Below are 19,742 nucleotides of genomic sequence, written 5' to 3' on the forward strand. Positions count from 1 at the left end.
TGTGGCCGGCCACCGTACGGGGTTGGGGGCGATCGACGGTCCAGGGCTTCGTTCCTCAGCCCCGGCCCACTGGGTATCCAAGCACACGTCGGACGAGAACTCTCTGGCCATGTACAGCGGCAGCATGATCCGGAACATGCGCGGAATGCTCCCCGTATCCCGGGAGGAAACAGTGACATCGTCGCAGTTCGGCGTGCTGTCCTGCGAAGGAACAGCGATCCACTTCTAATCCGACGGTCGCAGGTTCGAATCCTGCAGGGCGCGCTTTGATCCTGGCCTGACCTGCGGTTATGCGGGATCGGACGCGTTCTAGAATTTTGATCTAGTGGTTGCGTGCTCCGGGCGTGCTCGCCCGCACCAACCCCGCACACACCATGATCTATTCGCCATCCTCCCACTCAGGCACCAAGAGCAGCGGCCCCGCCTCGCCGCGAGCAGGTGGCGAATGCGGGGCCGGATTCTTAATCCGACTGTTCAGCTCCTCAGCGAGATGACGTGCCCGGACGCGTCCTGATCATCCTTGCCGAACAGCAAGGCTGCGGTCTTCTCGGCCGCGGCGGTGGCCACCTGCGGGTAGACGGAGGTGTAGGTGTCGGCAGTGAAGGCACTGGACGTATGGCCCAAGGTCTCCTGTACCACCTTCATCTCCACCCCGGCCGCCAGCATCAGAGAGGCCGCGCCGTGGCGGAGGTCGTGGAGCCGGATGGGTGGCAGGCCAGCCAGGTAGGCGAGCCAGAGGAACTGGTCGGAGACGTGCTGGGGATGCAGGCGGCTGCCGTCGGGCTGGGTGAAGACGAATCCGGTGTCGGTCCATGCCTCGCCCATGGCCAGCCGTTCCTGAAGTTGTTGCTGCCGATGGGCCCGCAGTACCCGCGCGGTGTCGCTGTCCAGAGCGATCGTCCGCACCGAGGCGTCGGTCTTGGGGGTGCCCTCGTGCACCTCCCAGGCCAACTGCACGAGCTGCCAGTTCACGGTCAGCGTGTTGCCGTCGAGATCGACCTCCTTCCAGCGCAGTCCGCACGCCTCGCCTCGCCGTAGTCCACGCAGCGCGATCAGTTGGTAGAGGGCGAACAGGTGGTGACGCTGGGCTTCTTCGAGAAAGAGCCGGGTTTGGGCGGGAGTCCACACCATCACTGGGGAGGGGCGCGGCACGCTGGTGTAGGCGTCGATCGGATCGACCCGTCGTCCACCCCTGCGTTGCTTTTCCCTTTCCCGGTAGCTGCGGTAGTCGGCCTGCCAGGCACGAACGCGGTCGTCGGTCCACACCAGCGGCTTGGGCCGGGTGTGTGCGGGCATCTCCAGGACGGCGGCGGGGTTGAAGTCGATCAGCCGGTCTTGGCGCATGGCGACGTTGAGCGCGTGGCGGAGGGTGGCGCGGATGCGGTGCATGGTGGCGATGCTGATTGGCCGCCGATACTTCACGGTGGCCCGGATCTGCGGGTCGGGGTCGGCGCGGCGTTCGGCGATGGTGTCGTTGAACTCCTCGATCTGCTCGAACATCAACGCGATGTCGCTGACCTTGAGTTGATCCAGCCGCAGCCGCCCCAGGTACGGGGTGAGGTAGAGGCGGATGTGGCCTTCGTAGGAGCGGCGGGTGGTCTCCTCGATCTTTCGTTTGCGGGTCAGGAACTCGGCCAGCCACTGCTCCACGGTGATCTCCTGGGTCGGATCCTGCCCAGTCTTGATCTTGCGGCGGACCGTCTCCACGCTCGGGAGGGTGTCGGTCTCGGCCAGGGTGCGTTTGATCAGGTCGGCGATCTGAGTGCGGGTGGCGGGCTCTCGCGGGTCGGCCAGCGCGAGCAGGTCACGCACGCGGCTGAGTTCGTCCTTGGCGGCGTCCTGGGTGATGAAGCCGCCGCGCCGCAGCGGCCCACGCCGCTTACCGCCAGGTCCTGGCGGGAGTTCGATCTGGTAGTTCCAGATGCCGTGCCGGTAGCTCCACCCGCCGTCGGCACGGCGCAGCTTGGGGCATTTCTGCCCCAGTGCCTTGCCGTCGCTGTCGCGGCATGAGCAGCGTTTGAAGGTACGTCCCTCGGCCATGCTGGTGCCTGTCCTGTTCTCTTCGATGCTGTCGGGTAGGGCCGGTGTGGTGGTGGGCAGGGCGGGGTAGCGCTTGGTTCCGGAAGCGGCCGACTCGAAGGAATTGATCGCATTGTTGGGCATGCCTTCGGTAGTTCTGTGCCGAACACGCATCCCGCGCTATCCCGTTCAGCCGTGGCCCTGGTGGTGGCTGGCTATGGGCGCACGGCGGTCCTGTCGCCCCGTACCGACGTCTGTGCGGTGTGGAGCGCCGGGGTCGCCGTGCTCCCGTCCGGCACAGCCGATGCGGTGGCGTGATCAGGCGAGCACGCCCGTGGTCATCACCCCACCGCATCGATGGCCGTGCCGGTCAGGGCGTATCGACGCCCACCTGGGTGGCGTTGGTCAAGGCCGAATCCGACGGTCATCGCCGGGCCGGGGCGCCGATAGTCTCCGCACGGCGTCGCCGCCGGCTAACCGATCTTCGCTTCGAGTCGCCACAGAGCAAGGACGGCTTTCTCCGCCGGAAGGCGCCCATGCTTGCCAGGGAGATGAGAGGCCGTCTCGCGGGCGTCGGCCTGGAATGCATGTGGTGTGGCCCGATCACCTGGGCCACCTGATCCCTGTCACCCCTATAAATACCTGCGATCGAGCCCGGAATCGGACAGCAGCCGAAGCAAAGGTTCGACCATGATCGCTGGACCCTGCGTCCGTGCCTTATGCGCCCCGCCCTCGACCACCGGCTGCCGACCCGCCGAGCGAACGGTCATGGTGGCCAGCAGTATGTGAGCGAAGATCCTTGGGAAGTCAGGAGCCGCGTAAGCTACACCGAAGAACGCCCAGCTCAAGCCCCTACGCGATGGATCTTAAAGCGGTACACGCTTAATCGCAGCTCAGGGCACGTAACTCACTATCCGGGCGGTACACCGTACGCTGAGCCAACCTGGGTTAGGTCCGCACGGATCTGCGGCGCTAATCAGTTCCCACGTCCTGCCAACCTGGCCATGGCCAGCCTGGCAGAAGCCTGATCGACAGGTGCGACGTTCCGTTCGAGGGAAAACGACGGACCCTGCGGCTATGCTCATGGCCCGTGTCGCAACCTTGGCTCGGCGAAACGCCCGATGTGGTCACAGAGACCGTTCTTCATGCACTGCTGGGGCTGTCGGGCCGGAATGGGCATCACACATTCGAGGACATCTGTCGCGAATTCGCGCGTGCGAGGATCACTCGCAACATCATCCCCACTACCGGTCCTGTATCTTCGGGTGGAGATCAAGGGCGCGACTTCGAGAGTTTCAGAAGCTTCGTCCCCGACCGCTTGCTTGGAGCAAGGGACTCTCCGGCGAGTGGTCGAATGATCGTCGGCATCTGCACCCTTCAAAAAAGCAACATTTCGGCCAAGATTAAATCCGATATCATCGAGGTGATGAAGGGTCGTGAGGTCAACAACGTCTACGCCTTCACGGTGCACGACATCACCCCGAAAGCTCGACGAACCCTTCAAGCGTGGGCGCTTCGGGAGCATGAGCTTGACCTGGAAATCCTTGACGGCCGTGCTGTGGCCGAAAGGCTCAGCGATTCCGATCTGCGGTGGATCGCTCACCGCTACCTCAACATTTCGCGGTCTGTTCTGTTCGGCCAATCCTCTGAGGCGCTCGACAACACCGTCCGCGCCGATGCGCTGACTCGCGGGCCGGTCGACGCGATACCGGGGCTCGCCGAGAAGCTCTCCAGAGCGGTTGCCGACGAAGCGAATCAGCCGCTTGAGGCCGCCGCGCTTTTTCGTGAAATCGCGACGTCACTGACAGAAGCGGGTTATCGAGGCAATGCTCTGCTCATGATCATTCGCGCTGGCTCGGCGCTGGAAGCCGGCGGCGACAGTGACAGCGCGGCGATCCTGTACGCCGACATCGTCGAGCAATACGCGCACACTGAAGGCCCAGACGAGGACATAGGCGTCCACCGCCGCCTCGGCGAGCTCGCGCACGCTGGGAGCCTGAACTCGCCCGCAAAAGAGCGCGCCGCCGCTGCTTTGGCAGTCCATTCCGCAGCGTGGCATGCTCTGGATGATTGGACCGCCCTCGCGGCCGCAGTCGATGCGCTGGCCGAACTTAAAGACGATCACCTGTCCAAGTACATCGTGGCGCTGGGCGAGGCCGCGATCGCCAGTGAGCAGCTAGATCTGATCCTGATGCGCCTGCCCGCCTTCTCCGCGGCAGTCGGCCAAGCAACTGGGATCCTCCGGACCCGGCTCAGCCTTGTGGTCGCGGAAGCGACCGGAGACTGGCAGGACATCGTTGCATCTGCCCAGCGTAGACGCCTGGCACCGCCGGAAATCGCGTTGGTACTGGCCAGATACGCCCGCCATCTCATGCTCACCGGCGCAGCCGGTGCAGCAATTGAGATCTGGTGGGACGCCATCAACGCCGGCGCCCTCGCCGGTCTCGGAGACGACACCGCCGAATGGCTGTATGCAGTCCGCTTGTGCATATCCATCTACGGTCCGGACGGAGTTTGGACGGAAACACATCCGTTGGCCCAGGCCATGCGCGCCAGCGGCGGAACTGTCTTGCCCGCCCATCGCAGGAATTACATCGAGGACGCGGGCACCGCGCTGAGACGTGGGAAGTATGCGCGTGCGGCTCATGCCACTCGTCGAGCTCTGCGTGCTGCGGTTACGTCAGCTCATGTTGCCACCGAGCAATTCACTCTCGACCTACTCGCCGACATCTACGCTGAAACCGGCGAACACGCTCGTGCCGCCACTCTTTACGCTCGCGCAGGACAGACCCAGGCCATCACGAAGCTTCTCGGAGATCTGGGGGAGGACTACCTCGATCTGACGACTTACCTCACCAGCCCCGTACCTGATTCGCGGGCTGCGGGGTTCACTGGAATGGCGATGCAAGCCGATCTGGTTCCTGATGAACAGGTCGAGGACCTTCTGACTATCGCCTTGAGTGAATGGGAGCTTTGTCAGACTGGCCGCATCCGGCAGAGCCGGATTGGGCCATCGACGGGATCGTCGGCCCTCAAACTGGTCGCCGCATTGGTCGAGAGAGGTACGCCTGTTCAGGCCTCCCGCCTGCTGGAGATCCTTGACCCCTTGGTTGAGCGTGGCGATGGCAAGTACCGCTTCAGCGACGAGGCACACATAAACGCGCTGGTCGGGATCCTGTACGGGCACGAGGAGTTGGCCCAACAGGCTGCTGGTCAACTCATCCGCATGATCGAGCTTGATGCACCCATCTCCCACCAGGTGGCGAATCTCGCAGGCATCGCCATTGTCCAGCACCCGGACCTCTTCGCCGGAGGGTTGCAGACGCTGGCTGGTGAAAGGTCAACGGCTGCGCGATTGCTCGTGCGGATGAACCATGACCTCTCCGACATGACGATGGCGCTCCGAGCGCGTGACAAATTGCTGGCACCATACGCGACCCCGCAGGGCGTGACTGCTTTCGCGGGCGGTCTCAACTGGCGGGCAAGTCTGGTCACGGCACTACCTGAAGCGGATCGGGAAGCAGTGGCCGACGCCTTGGTCACGCAGGCTCAGGACCGCCGGGAGATTGCCGCGAACCGGCGCGCGGCGATGGCGGCGCTTGACGCTTTGGCCGAATCGCTGTCGGCCTCGACCCGGCAGCGGCTCTTCGAGATGGCCATGTCCTTCGCGAGGGGTGAAGAGGACGCCACCGCTCACGACGGCCCTTTCGCGCCCACCCATCCCCTCAGCCTGTTCCGCATAGATTTCGGTCGCAGCAATCTCGCTGTGTGCGGCGTGGAGTTGGCGAGCACCACATGCAGCATCGAACAGGCTTTGCAGGTCGAAGCGGTGGGACTAGGCCTCCTAAGCTCAGGTGATGAGAAGGCCGTTTGTGCGGTCGTACGGGCGTTGTACTGGCTTCCTCAGCACCCTGATCTGGCTTCCCCAGCAGCTCTCGTTGGGCATCCACAGCCAGCGGTCCGCGCCTTGGCGGCATCTCGTTGGGTGAGAACCCCGGGGCGACGCGACGAGCAGATTGGGCGGCGTCTCGCCTGTGACTCAGCCGTGATCGTGCGCCGAACGTTGGCAGACGACCTCGGGCGATCCGAGGTGCCGGCATCAGACGTTCTTCAGCTCTTGAGCGAGGATCGACGGCACACTGTCCGTCGACTGGCACGCCGAGCGCTGGCTGTTCATCGTCATATTGACGCTGCGAACTGATGCCCAACGCGCAACTTTCGGGTTTGTCGAACCTATGGCGTTCGTAGAAGCTGCTCTTGCTCGGATTGTCCGTCGGGTGGTGTCCCGCCGAGTGGTGGATCAACGATCTCGCCACGTGACGCATACCTTGGCAAACCTTGCCGGGAGGCGCAGTTTTACCGCTCTGTGGGACTTCACCCCCAGCCTGTGTTTATGGTGCCGTTGTCTCCGGGAAAGTTCTCGGGTGTGCAGATCCAGTGGGGCGGCACGTACGGCGGTTGGCCGGGATAGGACGAGGCTTTCGTGTCCGCGACGGGCGGCAGGAAGTGGATGCCTCGGCGCCGGTAGGGCGGCGCCGAAAGAGCCATGGCGATCAGGGGTAGGAACTCAGAAACCGCAGCAGCCGTGATCGTAGGGCTGGGGCCCGCGCAGTAGACCTTAGCGACGTGAGCAGCGGGTAGGGCGCCGGGCCGTAGCAGGTGGCTCACCTCGCCAGGCGTCGGGCTTCTGCCCTGGCCTTGTTGCCTGCACGGAGCTTGTCGTAGTTCGGTGCGACCCGCACACCATCAACACGGCTGAACAGCTGCAGGGCGTTACTGTAGTAGCCCTCGCGATCTTCGCGAGGGCCGTAATCCAAGAACTTCATGCTGCTGTTGCACTCGGGGCAGAGCAGTCCGCGCCACAGATGGGTCTCGTGATCGTGGTCGATCACCAGGCGGTGCCGGCGGTCCGCAGGGACAGATTCGGCCTCCGACCGGTTGCAGATCTGGCACTTGTGCCCGGCCGCGGCGCGGAGGGCTGCGACCTCGGCAGGCGAGATGTCGAAGTCCTTGCGGCGTCGCTTTGTCTCGTCCCGGTCGTATTGGGTGACGGGAGTGTCGAGATAGGGCATCAGGTCTAGCCGGTGATCGCGGTAGTGCGCGAGGGCACGCAGGCGCCGTACGGATCCGTAGGGAGTTCCGCGGGTTACGTACCCGAGGTAGCGGGAGCAGCCGTCGAACGCGCGGCCGCGAGCGTTGGTGATGCTGCAGATCATGCCGACCCAGGTGCTCGGGTCCCAGAGGTGACGGTAGGGCTGAATCTCGCGCCAGCCCTGCTGGTCCGCTGGCGCCAGGCCGCTCACCAGCATCTCGCCGTTCTCGCAGATGTGGCACACTCTGCCGCCGAACTGTTCGATCTGGGCCTCAGAGAGTGAGTTACCACGCTTAGCGTGGGACTTGGTGCCTGGGTAGCAGCCCTCGGCGCCTCTACTGGACATACACGCCGTGCACAGGCCCACGCTGGGTCGCCACCGCTTCTGGTCACGTTGACACCCGCCCTTGCACTGGGTCTCGGGGGTGCAGCCACAAGACCTGCAGGGGCCGAACTCGGTGATGTCGCTCAGGTAGTCCCTGTATGACATCTAGTATCCCTTCGGGCAGTGATCGAGGGTGAGCACACCCTAGCTCTCCGCACCGACAGATCTCGCTCGACAAGCTGGCCGTCAGCGGTGGTCACCAGCCATATCTACGGCATCTTCCTCGACCACTGCTCGCTCCTTGCCGCGCCTGACGTGGTGCTCTCTCAATGCGAACTGGAGTATCGACGCTCGCGCAGCGTCCTGGACCACGACCAGGACGAGGTGCTGGCGGAGATGGAACGCATCAGCCGTTGGCTCCAGGAGTACCTCACCGCGCGTGGTCTGACGCAGGAACGCACGTACTACTCCAAGCGAACCTTCCTCCGAGACGTAGTCGCCGCGCGACCTGACCTTGCGCCAGCTCGCTGACCCGCTGTGAGCAATGGCGGCGCTCACTACGCGCGGCCCGTCACGGAAGTGGATCTTCAATGAAGAAGCGTGAAGCAGTCTCGCTGAGGCCGCCCGAAGCTAACATCGAGCGAGTGGCCATCGACACCCTGTCATCATCTGACTCCTCCGAAGTGGTACGCGCCGACATGGTCGCCCGGCTGAAGGAACGCGGGTCGATCCGCTCCCCGGAAGTCGCCGAGGCATTCGCGAAGGTCCCGCGCGAGAAGTTCGCTCCCGAGGCGTCCCTCGCCGCTGCCTACGCTGTCTTCGACGTCGTGATCATCAAACGTAACGCTGAAGGCAAGGCGACGAGCTCCGTCAGCGCGCCATGGCTGCAAGCCGAGATGCTTGAAGCGGCGCGACTCACACGCGGGGCGCGAGTTCTGGAGATCGGTTCCGGCGGCTGCAACGCGGCCCTGATCGCTGAGATCGTCGGCGTGGAAGGGCTGGTGGTCACCGTGGACGTCGACCCGTTCGTCACCGAGCGAGCTGCCCGCTTCCTCACCGAAACGGGCTACTCGCACGTGAAGGTGATCCTCGGAGATGCCGAGCACGTCGCCGGGGAGTTCGGTCCCTATGACGCCATCCTCGTCACAGTCGGTGCGTGGGACTGCCCTTGGGGACACCTGCTGGCTTCGGGCGGCCGCATGGTCATTCCGCTGCGCTTCTGCGGCCTCACCAGATCGATCACGTTCGTCCGGGACGGCGACCGGTTCGTCGGTTCGAACCCTACGGTGTGCGGGTTCGTGCCGATCCAGGGCGCAGGAGCACATCAGGAGCAGGTGGCTAGCCTGGGGGACGGAGCGGTGACATTGACGATCGACGGCGGCCCCACCCTAGATGCCGCCGCACTCGACCAGGCGTTGGCCGGCGACCCCACCGAGCTGTGGACAGGCGTCATCGTCGCCAGTGGCGAACCGTTCGACACTCTGGGCCTGTGGACGGCGACCGTGGACGATACCTTCGGCCTGATCTGGCGGGACCCGGATCGGGGCTGTGACCTGGTGAGGCTCATTCTCCGCTGGTTCTGCCCGGCCCTCATGACACCCGACAGCTTCGCCTACCTGACCTACCGGGAAGTGCACCGAGACGACAAGCCTGAGCAAGTCCACCACGAGTTCGGTATCCACGGTCATGGCTGCCGCGGCGCCGAACTCGCCCGGCGGCTTGCTGATCACGTCGAGAGGTGGGACCGCGATTGGCGCCGGCACCCAGGGCCACAGTTCACCCTCCACCCCGCGGACGCTGCGGTGCCGGCTCCCGCCATAGGCCGGATCTTCCGGAAGCGCCACACCCAGCTGATCATGGCTTGGACCTGACCTCCGTGCCCCCTCGGCGCAGCAGCGCGATCGTGGAGGAGGGGGACCCCGTAATGATGCTCCACCGTGGGTGCAGCGCTCGTCGAGGTGGCTTCCACCGACGCCTACGTTGCCCGTGACGTCCTCGGCCATCCGGAGATGCGCTCCCACATGACTGAACAGCAGCAGCAACCCTCGACGCCGTGATAACCGCTGCAGGGCTCGGAGCCAGGGTCTCCCTCAGGTCCACGAGCATACTCTGGCCGCGGTCGTGCGGCATGCCGAAGATCGGCTGTGGGCGCTGCTCAGCCAGGGTGACCCCTCGTCGAGCTCCGAAACGCGCGCTTGACCTCCTGCCAGCCCTGACGGCGGCTACTACGGCTCGGCCCTGACAATCGGAGGTCCACCGCGCGGGCTCTGGCCCGCGCACTCGCCGTCGGGCCCAATCACGGAGGCGGAATCAGCCGAGAAGCCTATGACAAGCGATGTTGCGAATCCGGAACTCACTTCTGTGAGCGGGGAACAACTCGTCGCACCTCATGGCCATCAGCGATGGGGTCCCGCCGAGTCCGACAGCGTCCGACCAGGTTGGGTGCGGGTGGCTCGGTGCGCGCTTAGATCGAGGATTCGACCGCGGGGAGCGACGCTCGGCTGCGGGGTCGACCGATGGCCGTGGGCGGAGGAGTTGGTGGTGATTGTGCAGCTCACGGTTTCTGGCCGGGCGGACGTCCTTAGCGAGGTCCATGCGGTCGCCTCGCTCGGCGATCTTTGGGCGCTGGAGGGCCAGTGACACTGGTGTCGTGGAGGTGGATGAAGTGGTCGTCTTGCGCCCCGGCAAAGAAGACATGGAGGCAGCGTTGCCGGTGACGCCGTGCAGAGTGTTCGGGACTTGAGGGGAGGAGTCCTGCCGAGCGCCGGAGGTGTCTGTCCCAGCACCGCCCAGAGCTATCGCGGCTGCGATTGCGGTGGCGGTGACTCCGCCTACCTGCAGCAGCGTTCTGGCGCGCATTCGTCCACGTGGTCGTTCACCCTTGTCAGGCATGCCCGGCTCCCCGATGCTCTTGATCGTTACGTGACGTAGCGTAGCTGCCGGCTCTGGGGGTGTTCCGCGGCTTTGATCTTGCCGTGGTGATTTATGGGGTTGGCATTCCATGCGGGCTCCCGGGCGATCCCATCCCCATGGACAGCACGCATCTCTGAGCACGTCGAGGTGGAGGCCGGGCCCTTGATGCGTGAGGCCCCGGCTCGAAGAGAAGAGGTTCGGTCTCGTGAGGCTGGCTGAGGGGATACCAGACAGAGGGTTAATACTTACTGTAGTCTTATAGCTACTTTACGCCACGAAGCGTTTGGAGTGTCGATGCGCCTGCCTCTGCTGGTCGCCAATGCTGGTCTTTGTGCTGGTGTCATCTTCTCGGCCATCCCGGCCTACGGTGCTGCCCGGTCGAACTCGGTCTTCCTCTCCGTCACGGCCCACGGGGGCACGACGTTGAAGGCCGTTTTCATGCAGTGTCCGAGTTCGACGGAAGGCCACCCATATGGTGAGGCTGCGTGTGCCGCGATCGATGCCGTTGACGGCGACCTCGACCGTCTCCCCAGTCGTCCGCGTCGCGGGTGCGCCGAGAAAGGCTCGGTCACGGCGACGATGGATGGTGTGTGGCAGAATCGGTCCATCGGCTGGCAGAAGACCTTTCCCAACGTCTGTGAACTTTATGCTCAGACGGGTACTATCTTCCGCTTTTGATCGGGCTCGCAGCCTGGGCCAACACGTTTGACTGGTTGGGCTGAATCTTGCGGGCGCACACCGCGCAAAGCGCGAGAATGCCGGATGCCGGCGGTGGTATCCCCGTTTCGCTGGACGGTCGCAACAGGGGGCCGGGTCCGTATTCGGCGGCCCCGGCTGTCCGAGTAGGCGAGGCCTCCTGTTCGCGCGCTGGCGGTATCTCAATCTTGAAAATGCCGGCCTTGCTGCTGTTCCCCTTCTTGACGCGCTTGCCGAAGGGCTGCGGACGGTGACCTCGAAGGCGCATGGCAAGCCCTAAGAGCTGTTTCTTGGATCCGCTGACCATGTGTGGCTAGACCGTCACGATGGGTTCACGGGTCGAGGTGACTTAACGAACGCCGAGTGGGAGCGCCTCCAGCCGTTGCTGCCCGAAGGCGGCCAGCGGGGCGGCCGGTGGAATGACCACCGCAGACGATCAACGGCGTGTTGTATCGGGCACGCACCGGGCTGCCCTGGCGTGACCTGCCCGAGCGGTTCGGTCCCTGGATCACGGTCTACAAACGGCACCGCCGCTGGTCGGCCGATGGCACCTGGCAGCTGCTGCTGACCGCGATCCAGGCCGAGCAGGACGCCGAGGGCCGCATCGACTGGGACATTTCCGTGGACTCCACCACCGTGCGGGCTCACCAGCACGCCGCCGGCGCGCCCCGCACCCCACCCTCACCGGCACCACCGTCCCCGCCAACGGCGAGCGGGCGGCAAAAGGGGGAAGCCGCCAGGGCAAACCGGGGCGATCCGGTGCTGGCCACGCTGGCCGCCCGGCTGGCGGAGGTGGTCAGACTGGGGAGTGCCTAGGACGTTCCCGCGGTGGGTTCACCACGAAGATTCATCTGTCGTAGACGGCCGCTGCCGGGTGTTGTCACTGGTGCTGACGCCAGGCCAGTACGGTGACAGCCCGCAGTTCCGGCGGGGTGCTGGAGACCATCCGCGTCCCCTGGCGGGGGCCGGGCCGCCCGCGCACCCGGCCCGCCAGCCTGGCCGCGGACAAGGCGTACTCCTCCCGCGCCAACCGCGTCTACCTGCGCCGCCGCAAGATCCGCCACACCATCCCCGAACCGCGTGACCAACGCGCCCACCGCCGCCGGCGCGGCACGGCCGGAGGGCGGCCCACCGGCTTCGACGCCGAACGCCACAAGGGCAGGAACGTCGTGGAACGGGCGATCAACCGGCTGAAGAACTTCCGGGCCGTGGCCACGCGCTACGACAAACGCGCCTACATCTTCCTCGGCACGGTCACTCTGGCCGCCCTGATCATCTGGCTTCGCACCTGATCTAAGAAACAGCTCTTAGACCTGGCGCAGGCTACCAGTGCGATCACCTTGCCTCTGGTGCGGTTCGTTGGCCCTCGTGTCATGCCGTAGGGGCTGAGCGCTGGAGTGCTGGAATGAGAGTGCGAGTGCGAGGTCGGGGTGATTTCAAGTCTTTGTGATGCGTATTCTCTTTCCTTGTCGTGATGCGAGGGGCGTGATGGTAAATCGTTGACGTAGTCAAACCCCTCTGGAGGAACCTGGTGATTCGGGAATGCCTTGCAAATGACCGGAAGAGCGAAGCTTCTGAGCTTTTGTGCCGAATCATCATCGCAGGGGTGTTGACGTTCAATTTGCTGGGTGATCCAAGCGTGGCCCTGGCTCGTGCAGATCCCTATTGTCCGACAGAATGGGTCTCGGAGCAGGCGCGTCAGATGTTCGACGTCGAGAAGCTATGCACGTTGGTCCACGGAGACCTGGTGGAGGGCCGGCCCGTCGATCTCGGACGGCGAATAGCCGAGGCCCGGAGGATGCAGGGGAATACGGAGCCATCGTCGAGACCCCGGGTGCAATGGACGCCGAAGAGTTCGCCCTCCAGGACGAAGCCTTCCCGGCCGACGCCCGTGGCCGTGCCTGTGCCTGTGCCGAGCAAGCGGCGCGGAGGATACGAGCCGCGCAGGAGGCGGGAGACGGTCTGGCGACCAAATCCGCCGTCGGAGTCCGCTCCGGTCAGGAGCGACAACATCAGGCGCGTCGACCGCAGGAGCGATGAGGACAACGGTGCGCGCTTGCAGCAGCGTGATGTCCGAATCAGGCCGACCACTTCGCCGCTGCCCTCCCCATCGCCCTCGATATCTCGATCGTCTCTGTTGCCAGCCGCGAGTGGTGGTGCAGGCAATATGACGGGGAATCGTATTGAGGCCTCGTCTGAGGGGACGCGACCGCTTGGCGCCGCGCTGGCGTTTGGGCTGCTGGTCATGCTCGTAGGGAGTGCGCTGATTATCCGTCGGCGCCTTCGGCTGGGTTCTGCGCTCTCTGGTTCCTCGGCGGGGTCTACTACCTACCGCGTCGAAGGCGGGCGAGGCCACGACTCGGTTGCTGCTGCCCCTGTGACGGCACCGGAAAACGACGCGGCCGTGGCGGGGTTCCTTGCCGGCGACTGTCGCATGGAGGAAGCGGAAGAGAAGACTGAGGAAGAGGCCGATGTCGGCGCGCCTCGGTTGGCCAGGACCAAGACAGATGCAGGTGAAACCGGCGTCGCCCTGGACGGCCCAGCAGGAGCGTCGACCTCCGTAGCGCTGACATCGCAGTTCGTGGCGGCTGCGGGGAAAGCAAAGGCCGAAGTGCTGGGAGCGCCGCGGCTGTCGTACAGGGGAACTGAGGTGTCTTTCGGCCGCGCAGAGGCGTCCGACCTGTTTGCGTTGCTGTCGACATCACCGGAAGGGGTGTCGACGGAGGGCATCATCGACACGCTGTGGGCGGGCAACGGTGACCGGGGGAGTCGTCTGCTGGAGTCGGCGGTTCGGCAGCTCAATCAGGTGATGCGGCAGGCGTCCGGTGTCGGGGCCGGCGTGAAGTTTGTGGTGAAGGTGAGACAGCGCCGACAATTGGCGGCCGCCTACTTCGATGTGGACTTGTGGAGGTTCGAGGCAGCCTTCGTGCGAACGGGCACCGTGGAAGGCAGGGCCGCTCGGCTTACTGCCCTGCAGGAGATGCTGGCCCTGTACCGGGGGCCGTTGCTGGATGGGCGTGATGATCTCTGGGTGCTCCCGCTGCGGCGGGCCGCTCAGCGGCAGGCAGTGGATGCGGCTGAGCAATTCGCTGAGCTGGCGCGGACGGAGGACCCCGATCGAGCGGTGGACGTGCTGCGGTTGGCGGTGGAGCGCGTCGATCCGCACAGCGAGGTGCTGTGGTGCCTGCTGATGTCGATCCAGGGTGAGTTGGGGCGCCTGCCCGCGGTACGGCGTTCGTTCGAGCTGTTGAAGGAGCGGATGGCGGAGATCGACGCGGTGCCGAGTGCACAGGCTCGGCAGGTGTACGAGCGGCTCATCGGATAGGCGTATTTCAGGAGCTGTCCATGCATCCGAGGTAGCGGATGGTGTGCTGGTCCCGCTCCAGGTAGGTGGTCAGAGCGTCGACCGGGAGCAGATGGACGGGGTGAGTGTCGTAGATGCGAGCCAGCAGGCACAAGGTGAAGATCGAGGGGCGCCGACCTGTTCGCGGCCAGTTCTCGTAGTCATACAGGCGGGATTCGCGCAGCCCTGCTCCGTTCGTTCCGGCGAGTCGGTGGAAGGCATCGACCGTCTGCGTTGCGGTGAGCCCGGTGGCGTATCGGTAGAGGCGTAGTGGGGTGGCGGGGTGATCCAGGGCGAGGATGACGGCGATCTGGTCAGTGGTGAAGCCATGCTGGCGCAGGTACCGGGTGCGGCGGCGGCAATCGAGAAGTGTCTGGTATGCGGTGCCGGACATGAGGTAGTCCCCCTTGGCGATTCAGCGTGCGATATGCGGGCCCCGAGTCGGGATTCCGGTGACGGTAGGCGGGCTCTGGCCAGGAGCTCCAGTCCCTGTATGGGGTGATCGCCGAGCTGATCGCCGTGTGTTGGCGGCGCCACCGTCAGTGTGGCCGCAGGTCGGGATGCGGTGCCGGTGGGCGTGTGGGTTGGGGATGTGATTCGGGCAGCGAGGTGCGTGATCGTGCTGGTCGCTCCGGGATCGGCCGGGGCGTGACCGGAAGGGACACCAGCATGGACAACCGCAATCAGCACGCGATCTTGGACCAGACGTCACGGTCCTGTCACCAGCAACCGCGGGTGGCGGAGTTCCCGGATCTGGCGCCAGGGCTGGTGATGTCGACGTTCCGCTCCTCACGGCTATGGAGTGGGATGACTTGGCGGCGGGCCTTTGCTGGGAGGGCGGATCAGTCGGCTCCCGCGCGGCAGATGGTCGAGCAGCTTCTGGCCGGCACCGGGCGGGCCGATGATGCTCGGTGGGTGACGGCTGAGCTGGTCAGCAACGCACTGCGGCACACGCGCTCGGGGCAAGCTCAGGGCTTCTTCGTGGTGGACGTACTGCGTGGCACGGACGTGGCCCGGATCGTGGTCTATGACCTGGGCGGCGGTTGCGTCCCGGACTTCGCCCGCAGGCCCGGTTCGGTACCCGAGACGGCTGAGTGCGGGCGGGGCTTGCTCGGAGTGGCTGAGCTGGCCATCCGGATGGGCGTCGCTGGTGATGCGAGTACTGGGCACGCGGTCTGGGTCGACCTCGCTCTCAACAGCGAAACTGCCTGTGTACCTCCAAAAAGTGACGCGGTTCGTCAGAGCCCGGCGGTCGGGGCGGTTGATCGTGCCACCGCTTGCCATGACTGTGCACCCGTAGAGGAAACTGCGGGCGAGATATCGGGCCATCATTCGGTCGGCCTCTCCGACGTCTTGATGGCTTTGGGAAGTGAACCTTGCTCGGCCTGCGGGAAGGAGGTCGCCGGCCTGGGCCCTCGATGGGGCTTGTGGGAGGCGAGTTGAGATCGCACGCGGCCCAGGAGTCCGCGTCCGAGTTCGGGCAGGAGCCGTGGGCGCAGCAGGCGTTGGCCGTGCTGCGCCGGGCCAGGCCCGATTGGGCCTTCCTCGTGGTGCGGTACCGGTGGCTAGCGATGCGCGGCAAGCAAATCATGATCAGCGCCCCTAGCCCCGGCGAGCTGGAGCAGACCCTCTCATCGATATCGGCCAAGATCGTCACGCTCAAGTCAGACTCAGCCGTGACCGGTGTTGGCCGGCGAGGCACGCTGGAGTCCAGCCGGGTCCTGCCGATCTTGGCCGAGTTGTCGACTGCAGAGCAGTCGAAGCTGACCGTGTCGCTGCCGCTGGGGGCGGATGCGACTGAGGCGCGTGGGGGTGATGCGGGAACGGGGCTGAGCGGCACGCTGACGCCTGTTGGGCCGCCATCAGGGGTGTTGGCCGCCGAACGGTCGGGGACGGACACGTGGGCGGTAGCTGCTGCTGGCCCGGTGCGGGCTCGGCGGCCGCATGGGTGGCTGCGGTGGCCATGGGGTAGGCGTCGGGGCCGCTCCCAGCTGGAGGTGCGGGTCGGGGAGGGTGACCAGGAGGCGGGCCGCGACCGGCTTATTGCTGGCGAAGGCGGGGCGCGTCATCGGCGCGCTCGGGAGAGGCCCGGCGCAGTAGCGGCTGTCGTCGCCTGAGTGGTGGTATGCCCCGTGCCCGCGAGTGATGCGGGAGCGCGGGCTTGACATCCTGCGTGCAGGTGGGCGTCGATACCGGTCCGCCCGTCCGGCACGAAGGGATTATCCGGTGGGCCAGGGTGGGTTCGCCTCGCGTAGGGGAGAGGCGAACCCACCGCCCAGTGCAAGAGCGAGCCTGGCAGCGCGGGTGTCGCGCCTATTGTTGCGGGCTCAATAGCTGGGCGTTGTTCGGTGTCGCGTCCGGTGTCACGTTTTGTTGTCGCGTTCGGTGTTGCCGCTGAGAGCACGACAACCCTGGTGTGTCTTTCGCTTAGGTCAGACGGCTTTCGGCTGTTGCGATGGCTGTCCCGAATCGCCTCGGGGCGACTCCTTAAATATGTGCGCGCCCTCGCATGAATGGCTGCGGGATTCGATTTGCATCCCTTCCGTTCTGTCTTCTTGTGTCTTTTGCGTTCAGCGGCATCGCGGCCGGCCGCTCGCCTGGACGCTGGCCAGCCCCCATGCTGGCCTCGTTCTGAGCGGCGAGCAGTGCCTTCACCTCAACAAGTCTCGGGATGTGAAACGCGGATTCGGTCATTCAGGTATCGTTCGCCGTCGTTCAATGAAATGTGTGAAGAACCGGGCAGGATCATAATGTCGAGTTTTTCATTGAGTCGTTGCCGCAGATCAGTGATGGGTCTATTAGGGCAGCCTCTCCAGTCGTTTGGGTGACGACATTTATTGCCCGGTCGACTTGCGAGCCTGGTTATGTGCGAGGGATGGTCGTGATGCAAACAAAAAACACCGGCCCGCACGGAGGCCGGTAACGCGACCGGAAAGGGCGTCACGCAATGGCGATTCACAACTCGGAAATGACCGCTACCGAATCCGTTCCCGCTGGCACCGAAACCGCCGTCACCATTCCAGACGACGCTGCGCCCCTGACGGCGCCTGACGGCCCCGCGACCGCCACCCCGGCTGACCCCGCCACGGACGCGGATGGGCGCGTAGCGGCGGTGTGGGCGGCGCTGAACGCCAAGCCGGGCGGGTCGGCCACGGTGATCGGGGCGGCGGCCGGCCTGAGCCGGATGGCGGCGGGCAAGATCCTCAACCAGTTCGAGGCGGACGGCCGCGCCCGCCGTGAGCTGGGCGTGAGCGACGGCGGCATGCGCGGCCGGGCGGCCGACCGGTGGTTCCCGATCACCGCCGACGCTGAGTCGACCGACAGCACCGACAACTCCGTCTCGGCCCCGGCATTGGGAGCACCGGATGTCGCGCCCTCCGAGGTCACCACGCCGAACACGGACACGCCGGACGCTGACGTGGTGCTTGCGCCAGAGGAGGAGGATCTCCAGGCCGCCGCCGTGGCGACTGGCCCAGCACCGGTCGATGAGCGGGCCGACAAGGGGAACCTGACCGAGGAGCCGGTCAGCCAGCCGGAGGACCTGAATGCCGACGAGGCGGCCGGTCAGGAGCCAGACGGAACGGACAGCGACCTCGGCTCGGCCCCCGAGGCCGCCGCATCGGAGCTGGTGCCTGAGCCGGAGGCGGAGGACCCGGCGTGGGCACGCGCGAAGGCGGAGCTCGCCGAGATAGCGAGCCTGCTCAGCGGGGCGATCCTGGCGAAGGACGAGGGGAACGCCGTGATGGCGTTGGGATGCCTGGAGATGGCCATGACGAAGGTCACCTCGGCACACCGCACCGCGCGAGCGGTACTGACCGGCACCGTCGCCCCGGCCCGCGCGGGGTCGAGTGACCGTTCGGGCACGTCCGCCAGCGGCGCGGGCGCGGGCGACATGGTGCGGCAGGGCGGGTTGCGCGACATGGTTCACGCGCACCTGGTCGCGTTCCCGGACAAGGACTTCACCCCGTACGAGATCGGGAAGGTCATCAACCGTTCGTCCGGTGCGGTGGCCAACGCCCTGGATCGCCTGGTCAGTCTCGGCGAGGCGGTGCTGTCCTGTGAGCGGCCCCGCCGGTTCGCCCTCGCCACCGCCGACGCGGACGGCGAGGCGGACGCGGAGGTCGCCTCCTACGGCAGCTGAGCCGGGCCGTCCTTCACCGGCCCGCACGCCCCCGATCTGGTAGCGGGTGGGACACCCCTACAGACCCGCCCGCTGCCGGACCGGAACGCGCCGATGTACGGCGCTTCCACCAATCGGCCCGTACGGAGCCGGAACACCACCACCCGCACCACCGCGTCTGTTCCGCATGTCCGCACATCACATCACGCATCAGAAAGGCACTGTCATGGCTCACGAGATCGAGATCTTCGCCAACGGTTCGGCCGGATTCGCCGCCGCAGGGAAGCCCGGCTGGCACGGGCTCGGCTACACCGCGCCTGGCCCGATGACCGCCGAGGAACTCCTGTCCAACGCCCAGCTCGCCGGGTGGAATGTACGCAAGGTGCCGGTCGGTCAGGTCACCGACCCGGTCACCGGCCAGCCGGTGGTCACGGACGAGGACTTCCTCGTGGTGCGTACCAACCCGGTCACGGGCCAGCCGGAGCGCCTCGGCCGTGTCGGCAGGGATTACCAGATCCTGCAGAACGAGGACGTCACCGACTTCCTGCAGACGCTGGTGGACGAGTCGGGAGCGATCTTCGACACGGGCGGCTCGCTGAACGGTGGGCGGCGGGTGTTCGTAACCATGCGCCTCCCCGAGCCGCTAATGGTCGGTGGGTTCGATCAGATAGACCTCTACCTGGCGGCGTTCTCTCGGCATGACGGGTGGGGCGCGTTCACGACCGTTGCGACCCCGGTACGGGTGGTGTGCGCGAACACCGAACGGGCGGCGCTGGCGAATCACGCCTCGAAGTTCACTGTCCGGCATACCGGCAACGTGGCCGGGCGCATCGCGGAGGCCCGAGAGGCACTCAAGCTCACGTGGAAGCATGGCGAAGCCTTCGCCGCCGAGGCCGAGAAACTCCTCGCCGTTCCGATGGACCTCAAGGAGTTCCGTCAGTTCGCCACCCGCCTCCACCCGCTCCCCTCGGACGCGAAGGAGCTGGCCAGGCGGAACCACGACCTGACCATGCGCGAGCTGGAGTACCTGTTCGCGCAGGCCCCCACCCAGGAGCCGATCCGTAACACGCGCTGGGCCGCGTACAACGCCGTGACAGAGCGGCTGGATCACAAGAGTCCGGTGTTCGGCAGCCGCGATGTCGCGACGGTGCGCGCGGAGCGGGCCCTGCTCGATGACCACGACAACGCCAAGATCAAGGCCCGCGCCTTCCGCCTCCTGGCCACCGCCTGACAC

General features: G+C 65.7%; 11 protein-coding genes and 1 pseudogene. 9 read left to right on the forward strand and 3 right to left on the reverse strand.

What is annotated here, in order from left to right; translation table 11 throughout:
* Window positions 1–474: 474 nt before the first annotated feature.
* Window positions 475–2,163, reverse strand: coding sequence for a tyrosine-type recombinase/integrase (locus SMD20_RS39495; RefSeq protein WP_329591045.1), 1,689 nt, complete (start codon window positions 2,161–2,163; stop codon window positions 475–477).
* Window positions 2,164–3,373: 1,210 nt separating this feature from the next.
* Between SMD20_RS39495 and SMD20_RS39500 the strand changes: the two genes are divergently transcribed.
* Window positions 3,374–6,220: a hypothetical protein gene (locus SMD20_RS39500; RefSeq protein WP_329591047.1), complete on the forward strand. Its 2,847-nt coding sequence runs from the start codon at window positions 3,374–3,376 to the stop codon at window positions 6,218–6,220.
* Window positions 6,221–6,683: 463 nt separating this feature from the next.
* Here the strand turns inward: SMD20_RS39500 and SMD20_RS39505 are convergent, their stop codons facing one another.
* Window positions 6,684–7,328 carry an endonuclease domain-containing protein gene (locus tag SMD20_RS39505; RefSeq protein ID WP_329591049.1) on the reverse strand — a complete coding sequence of 215 codons (645 nt, stop codon included), beginning with the start codon at window positions 7,326–7,328 and terminating at the stop codon, window positions 6,684–6,686.
* A 291-nt stretch (window positions 7,329–7,619) separates the two neighbouring features.
* Here SMD20_RS39505 and SMD20_RS39510 point away from each other — a divergent pair, with 291 nt between their 5' ends.
* The 5 genes and pseudogenes from SMD20_RS39510 (at window position 7,620) to SMD20_RS39530 (ending at window position 14,370) form a co-directional block, all read left to right on the forward strand.
* A complete protein-coding gene (locus tag SMD20_RS39510) occupies window positions 7,620–7,967 on the forward strand; it encodes a hypothetical protein (protein WP_329591051.1) in 348 nt (115 codons plus the stop codon).
* A gap of 59 nt (window positions 7,968–8,026) precedes the next feature.
* A complete protein-coding gene (gene fxlM / locus SMD20_RS39515) occupies window positions 8,027–9,307 on the forward strand; it encodes a methyltransferase, FxLD system (RefSeq protein ID WP_329591053.1) in 1,281 nt (426 codons plus the stop codon).
* 1,336 nt (window positions 9,308–10,643) lie between these two features.
* Window positions 10,644–11,027 (forward strand): SSI family serine proteinase inhibitor, encoded by a 384-nt coding sequence (locus SMD20_RS39520; RefSeq protein ID WP_329591055.1) that lies wholly within the window; start codon window positions 10,644–10,646, stop codon window positions 11,025–11,027.
* 325 nt (window positions 11,028–11,352) lie between these two features.
* Window positions 11,353–12,337, forward strand: a pseudogene (locus SMD20_RS39525) (IS5 family transposase).
* Between the two features lie 1,085 nt (window positions 12,338–13,422).
* The gene (locus SMD20_RS39530) at window positions 13,423–14,370 is read left to right on the forward strand and encodes an AfsR/SARP family transcriptional regulator (protein WP_329591056.1); all 948 of its coding nucleotides are present in this window, start codon (window positions 13,423–13,425) and stop codon (window positions 14,368–14,370) included.
* A gap of 7 nt (window positions 14,371–14,377) precedes the next feature.
* Here the strand turns inward: SMD20_RS39530 and SMD20_RS39535 are convergent, their stop codons facing one another.
* Complete coding sequence (locus SMD20_RS39535; RefSeq protein ID WP_329591058.1) at window positions 14,378–14,782, reverse strand: hypothetical protein; 405 nt, start codon at window positions 14,780–14,782, stop codon at window positions 14,378–14,380.
* Between the two features lie 413 nt (window positions 14,783–15,195).
* On the opposite strand from SMD20_RS39535, the gene SMD20_RS48475 reads away from it, so the two are divergent.
* The 3 genes from SMD20_RS48475 (at window position 15,196) to SMD20_RS39545 (ending at window position 19,739) form a co-directional block, all read left to right on the forward strand.
* On the forward strand, window positions 15,196–15,831 hold the full coding sequence (locus SMD20_RS48475) for an ATP-binding protein (protein WP_442942627.1): 636 nt from the start codon (window positions 15,196–15,198) through the stop codon (window positions 15,829–15,831).
* Window positions 15,832–17,335: 1,504 nt separating this feature from the next.
* Window positions 17,336–18,529 carry a hypothetical protein gene (locus SMD20_RS39540; protein ID WP_329591060.1) on the forward strand — a complete coding sequence of 398 codons (1,194 nt, stop codon included), beginning with the start codon at window positions 17,336–17,338 and terminating at the stop codon, window positions 18,527–18,529.
* Window positions 18,530–18,734: 205 nt separating this feature from the next.
* The gene (locus SMD20_RS39545) at window positions 18,735–19,739 is read left to right on the forward strand and encodes a DUF932 domain-containing protein (RefSeq protein WP_329591062.1); all 1,005 of its coding nucleotides are present in this window, start codon (window positions 18,735–18,737) and stop codon (window positions 19,737–19,739) included.
* Window positions 19,740–19,742: the final 3 nt, after the last annotated feature.

The organism is Nonomuraea sp. LP-02 (assembly GCF_036289125.1).
Taxonomy (GTDB): domain Bacteria; phylum Actinomycetota; class Actinomycetes; order Streptosporangiales; family Streptosporangiaceae; genus Nonomuraea; species Nonomuraea bangladeshensis.

Bases quoted from the DNA above. Each gene is read 5' to 3' on its own strand.
- SMD20_RS39540 (WP_329591060.1), top strand. From the start codon at position 17,336: ATGGCGATTCACAACTCGGAAATGACCGCTACCGAATCCGTTCCCGCT.
- fxlM (WP_329591053.1), top strand. From the start codon at position 8,027: ATGAAGAAGCGTGAAGCAGTCTCGCTGAGGCCGCCCGAAGCTAACATC.
- SMD20_RS48475 (WP_442942627.1), top strand. From the start codon at position 15,196: ATGACTTGGCGGCGGGCCTTTGCTGGGAGGGCGGATCAGTCGGCTCCC.
- SMD20_RS39500 (WP_329591047.1), top strand. From the start codon at position 3,374: ATGATCGTCGGCATCTGCACCCTTCAAAAAAGCAACATTTCGGCCAAG.
- SMD20_RS39505 (WP_329591049.1), bottom strand. From the start codon at position 7,328: ATGCTGGTGAGCGGCCTGGCGCCAGCGGACCAGCAGGGCTGGCGCGAG.
- SMD20_RS39535 (WP_329591058.1), bottom strand. From the start codon at position 14,782: ATGTCCGGCACCGCATACCAGACACTTCTCGATTGCCGCCGCCGCACC.
- SMD20_RS39520 (WP_329591055.1), top strand. From the start codon at position 10,644: ATGCGCCTGCCTCTGCTGGTCGCCAATGCTGGTCTTTGTGCTGGTGTC.
- SMD20_RS39545 (WP_329591062.1), top strand. From the start codon at position 18,735: ATGGCTCACGAGATCGAGATCTTCGCCAACGGTTCGGCCGGATTCGCC.
- SMD20_RS39495 (WP_329591045.1), bottom strand. From the start codon at position 2,163: ATGCCCAACAATGCGATCAATTCCTTCGAGTCGGCCGCTTCCGGAACC.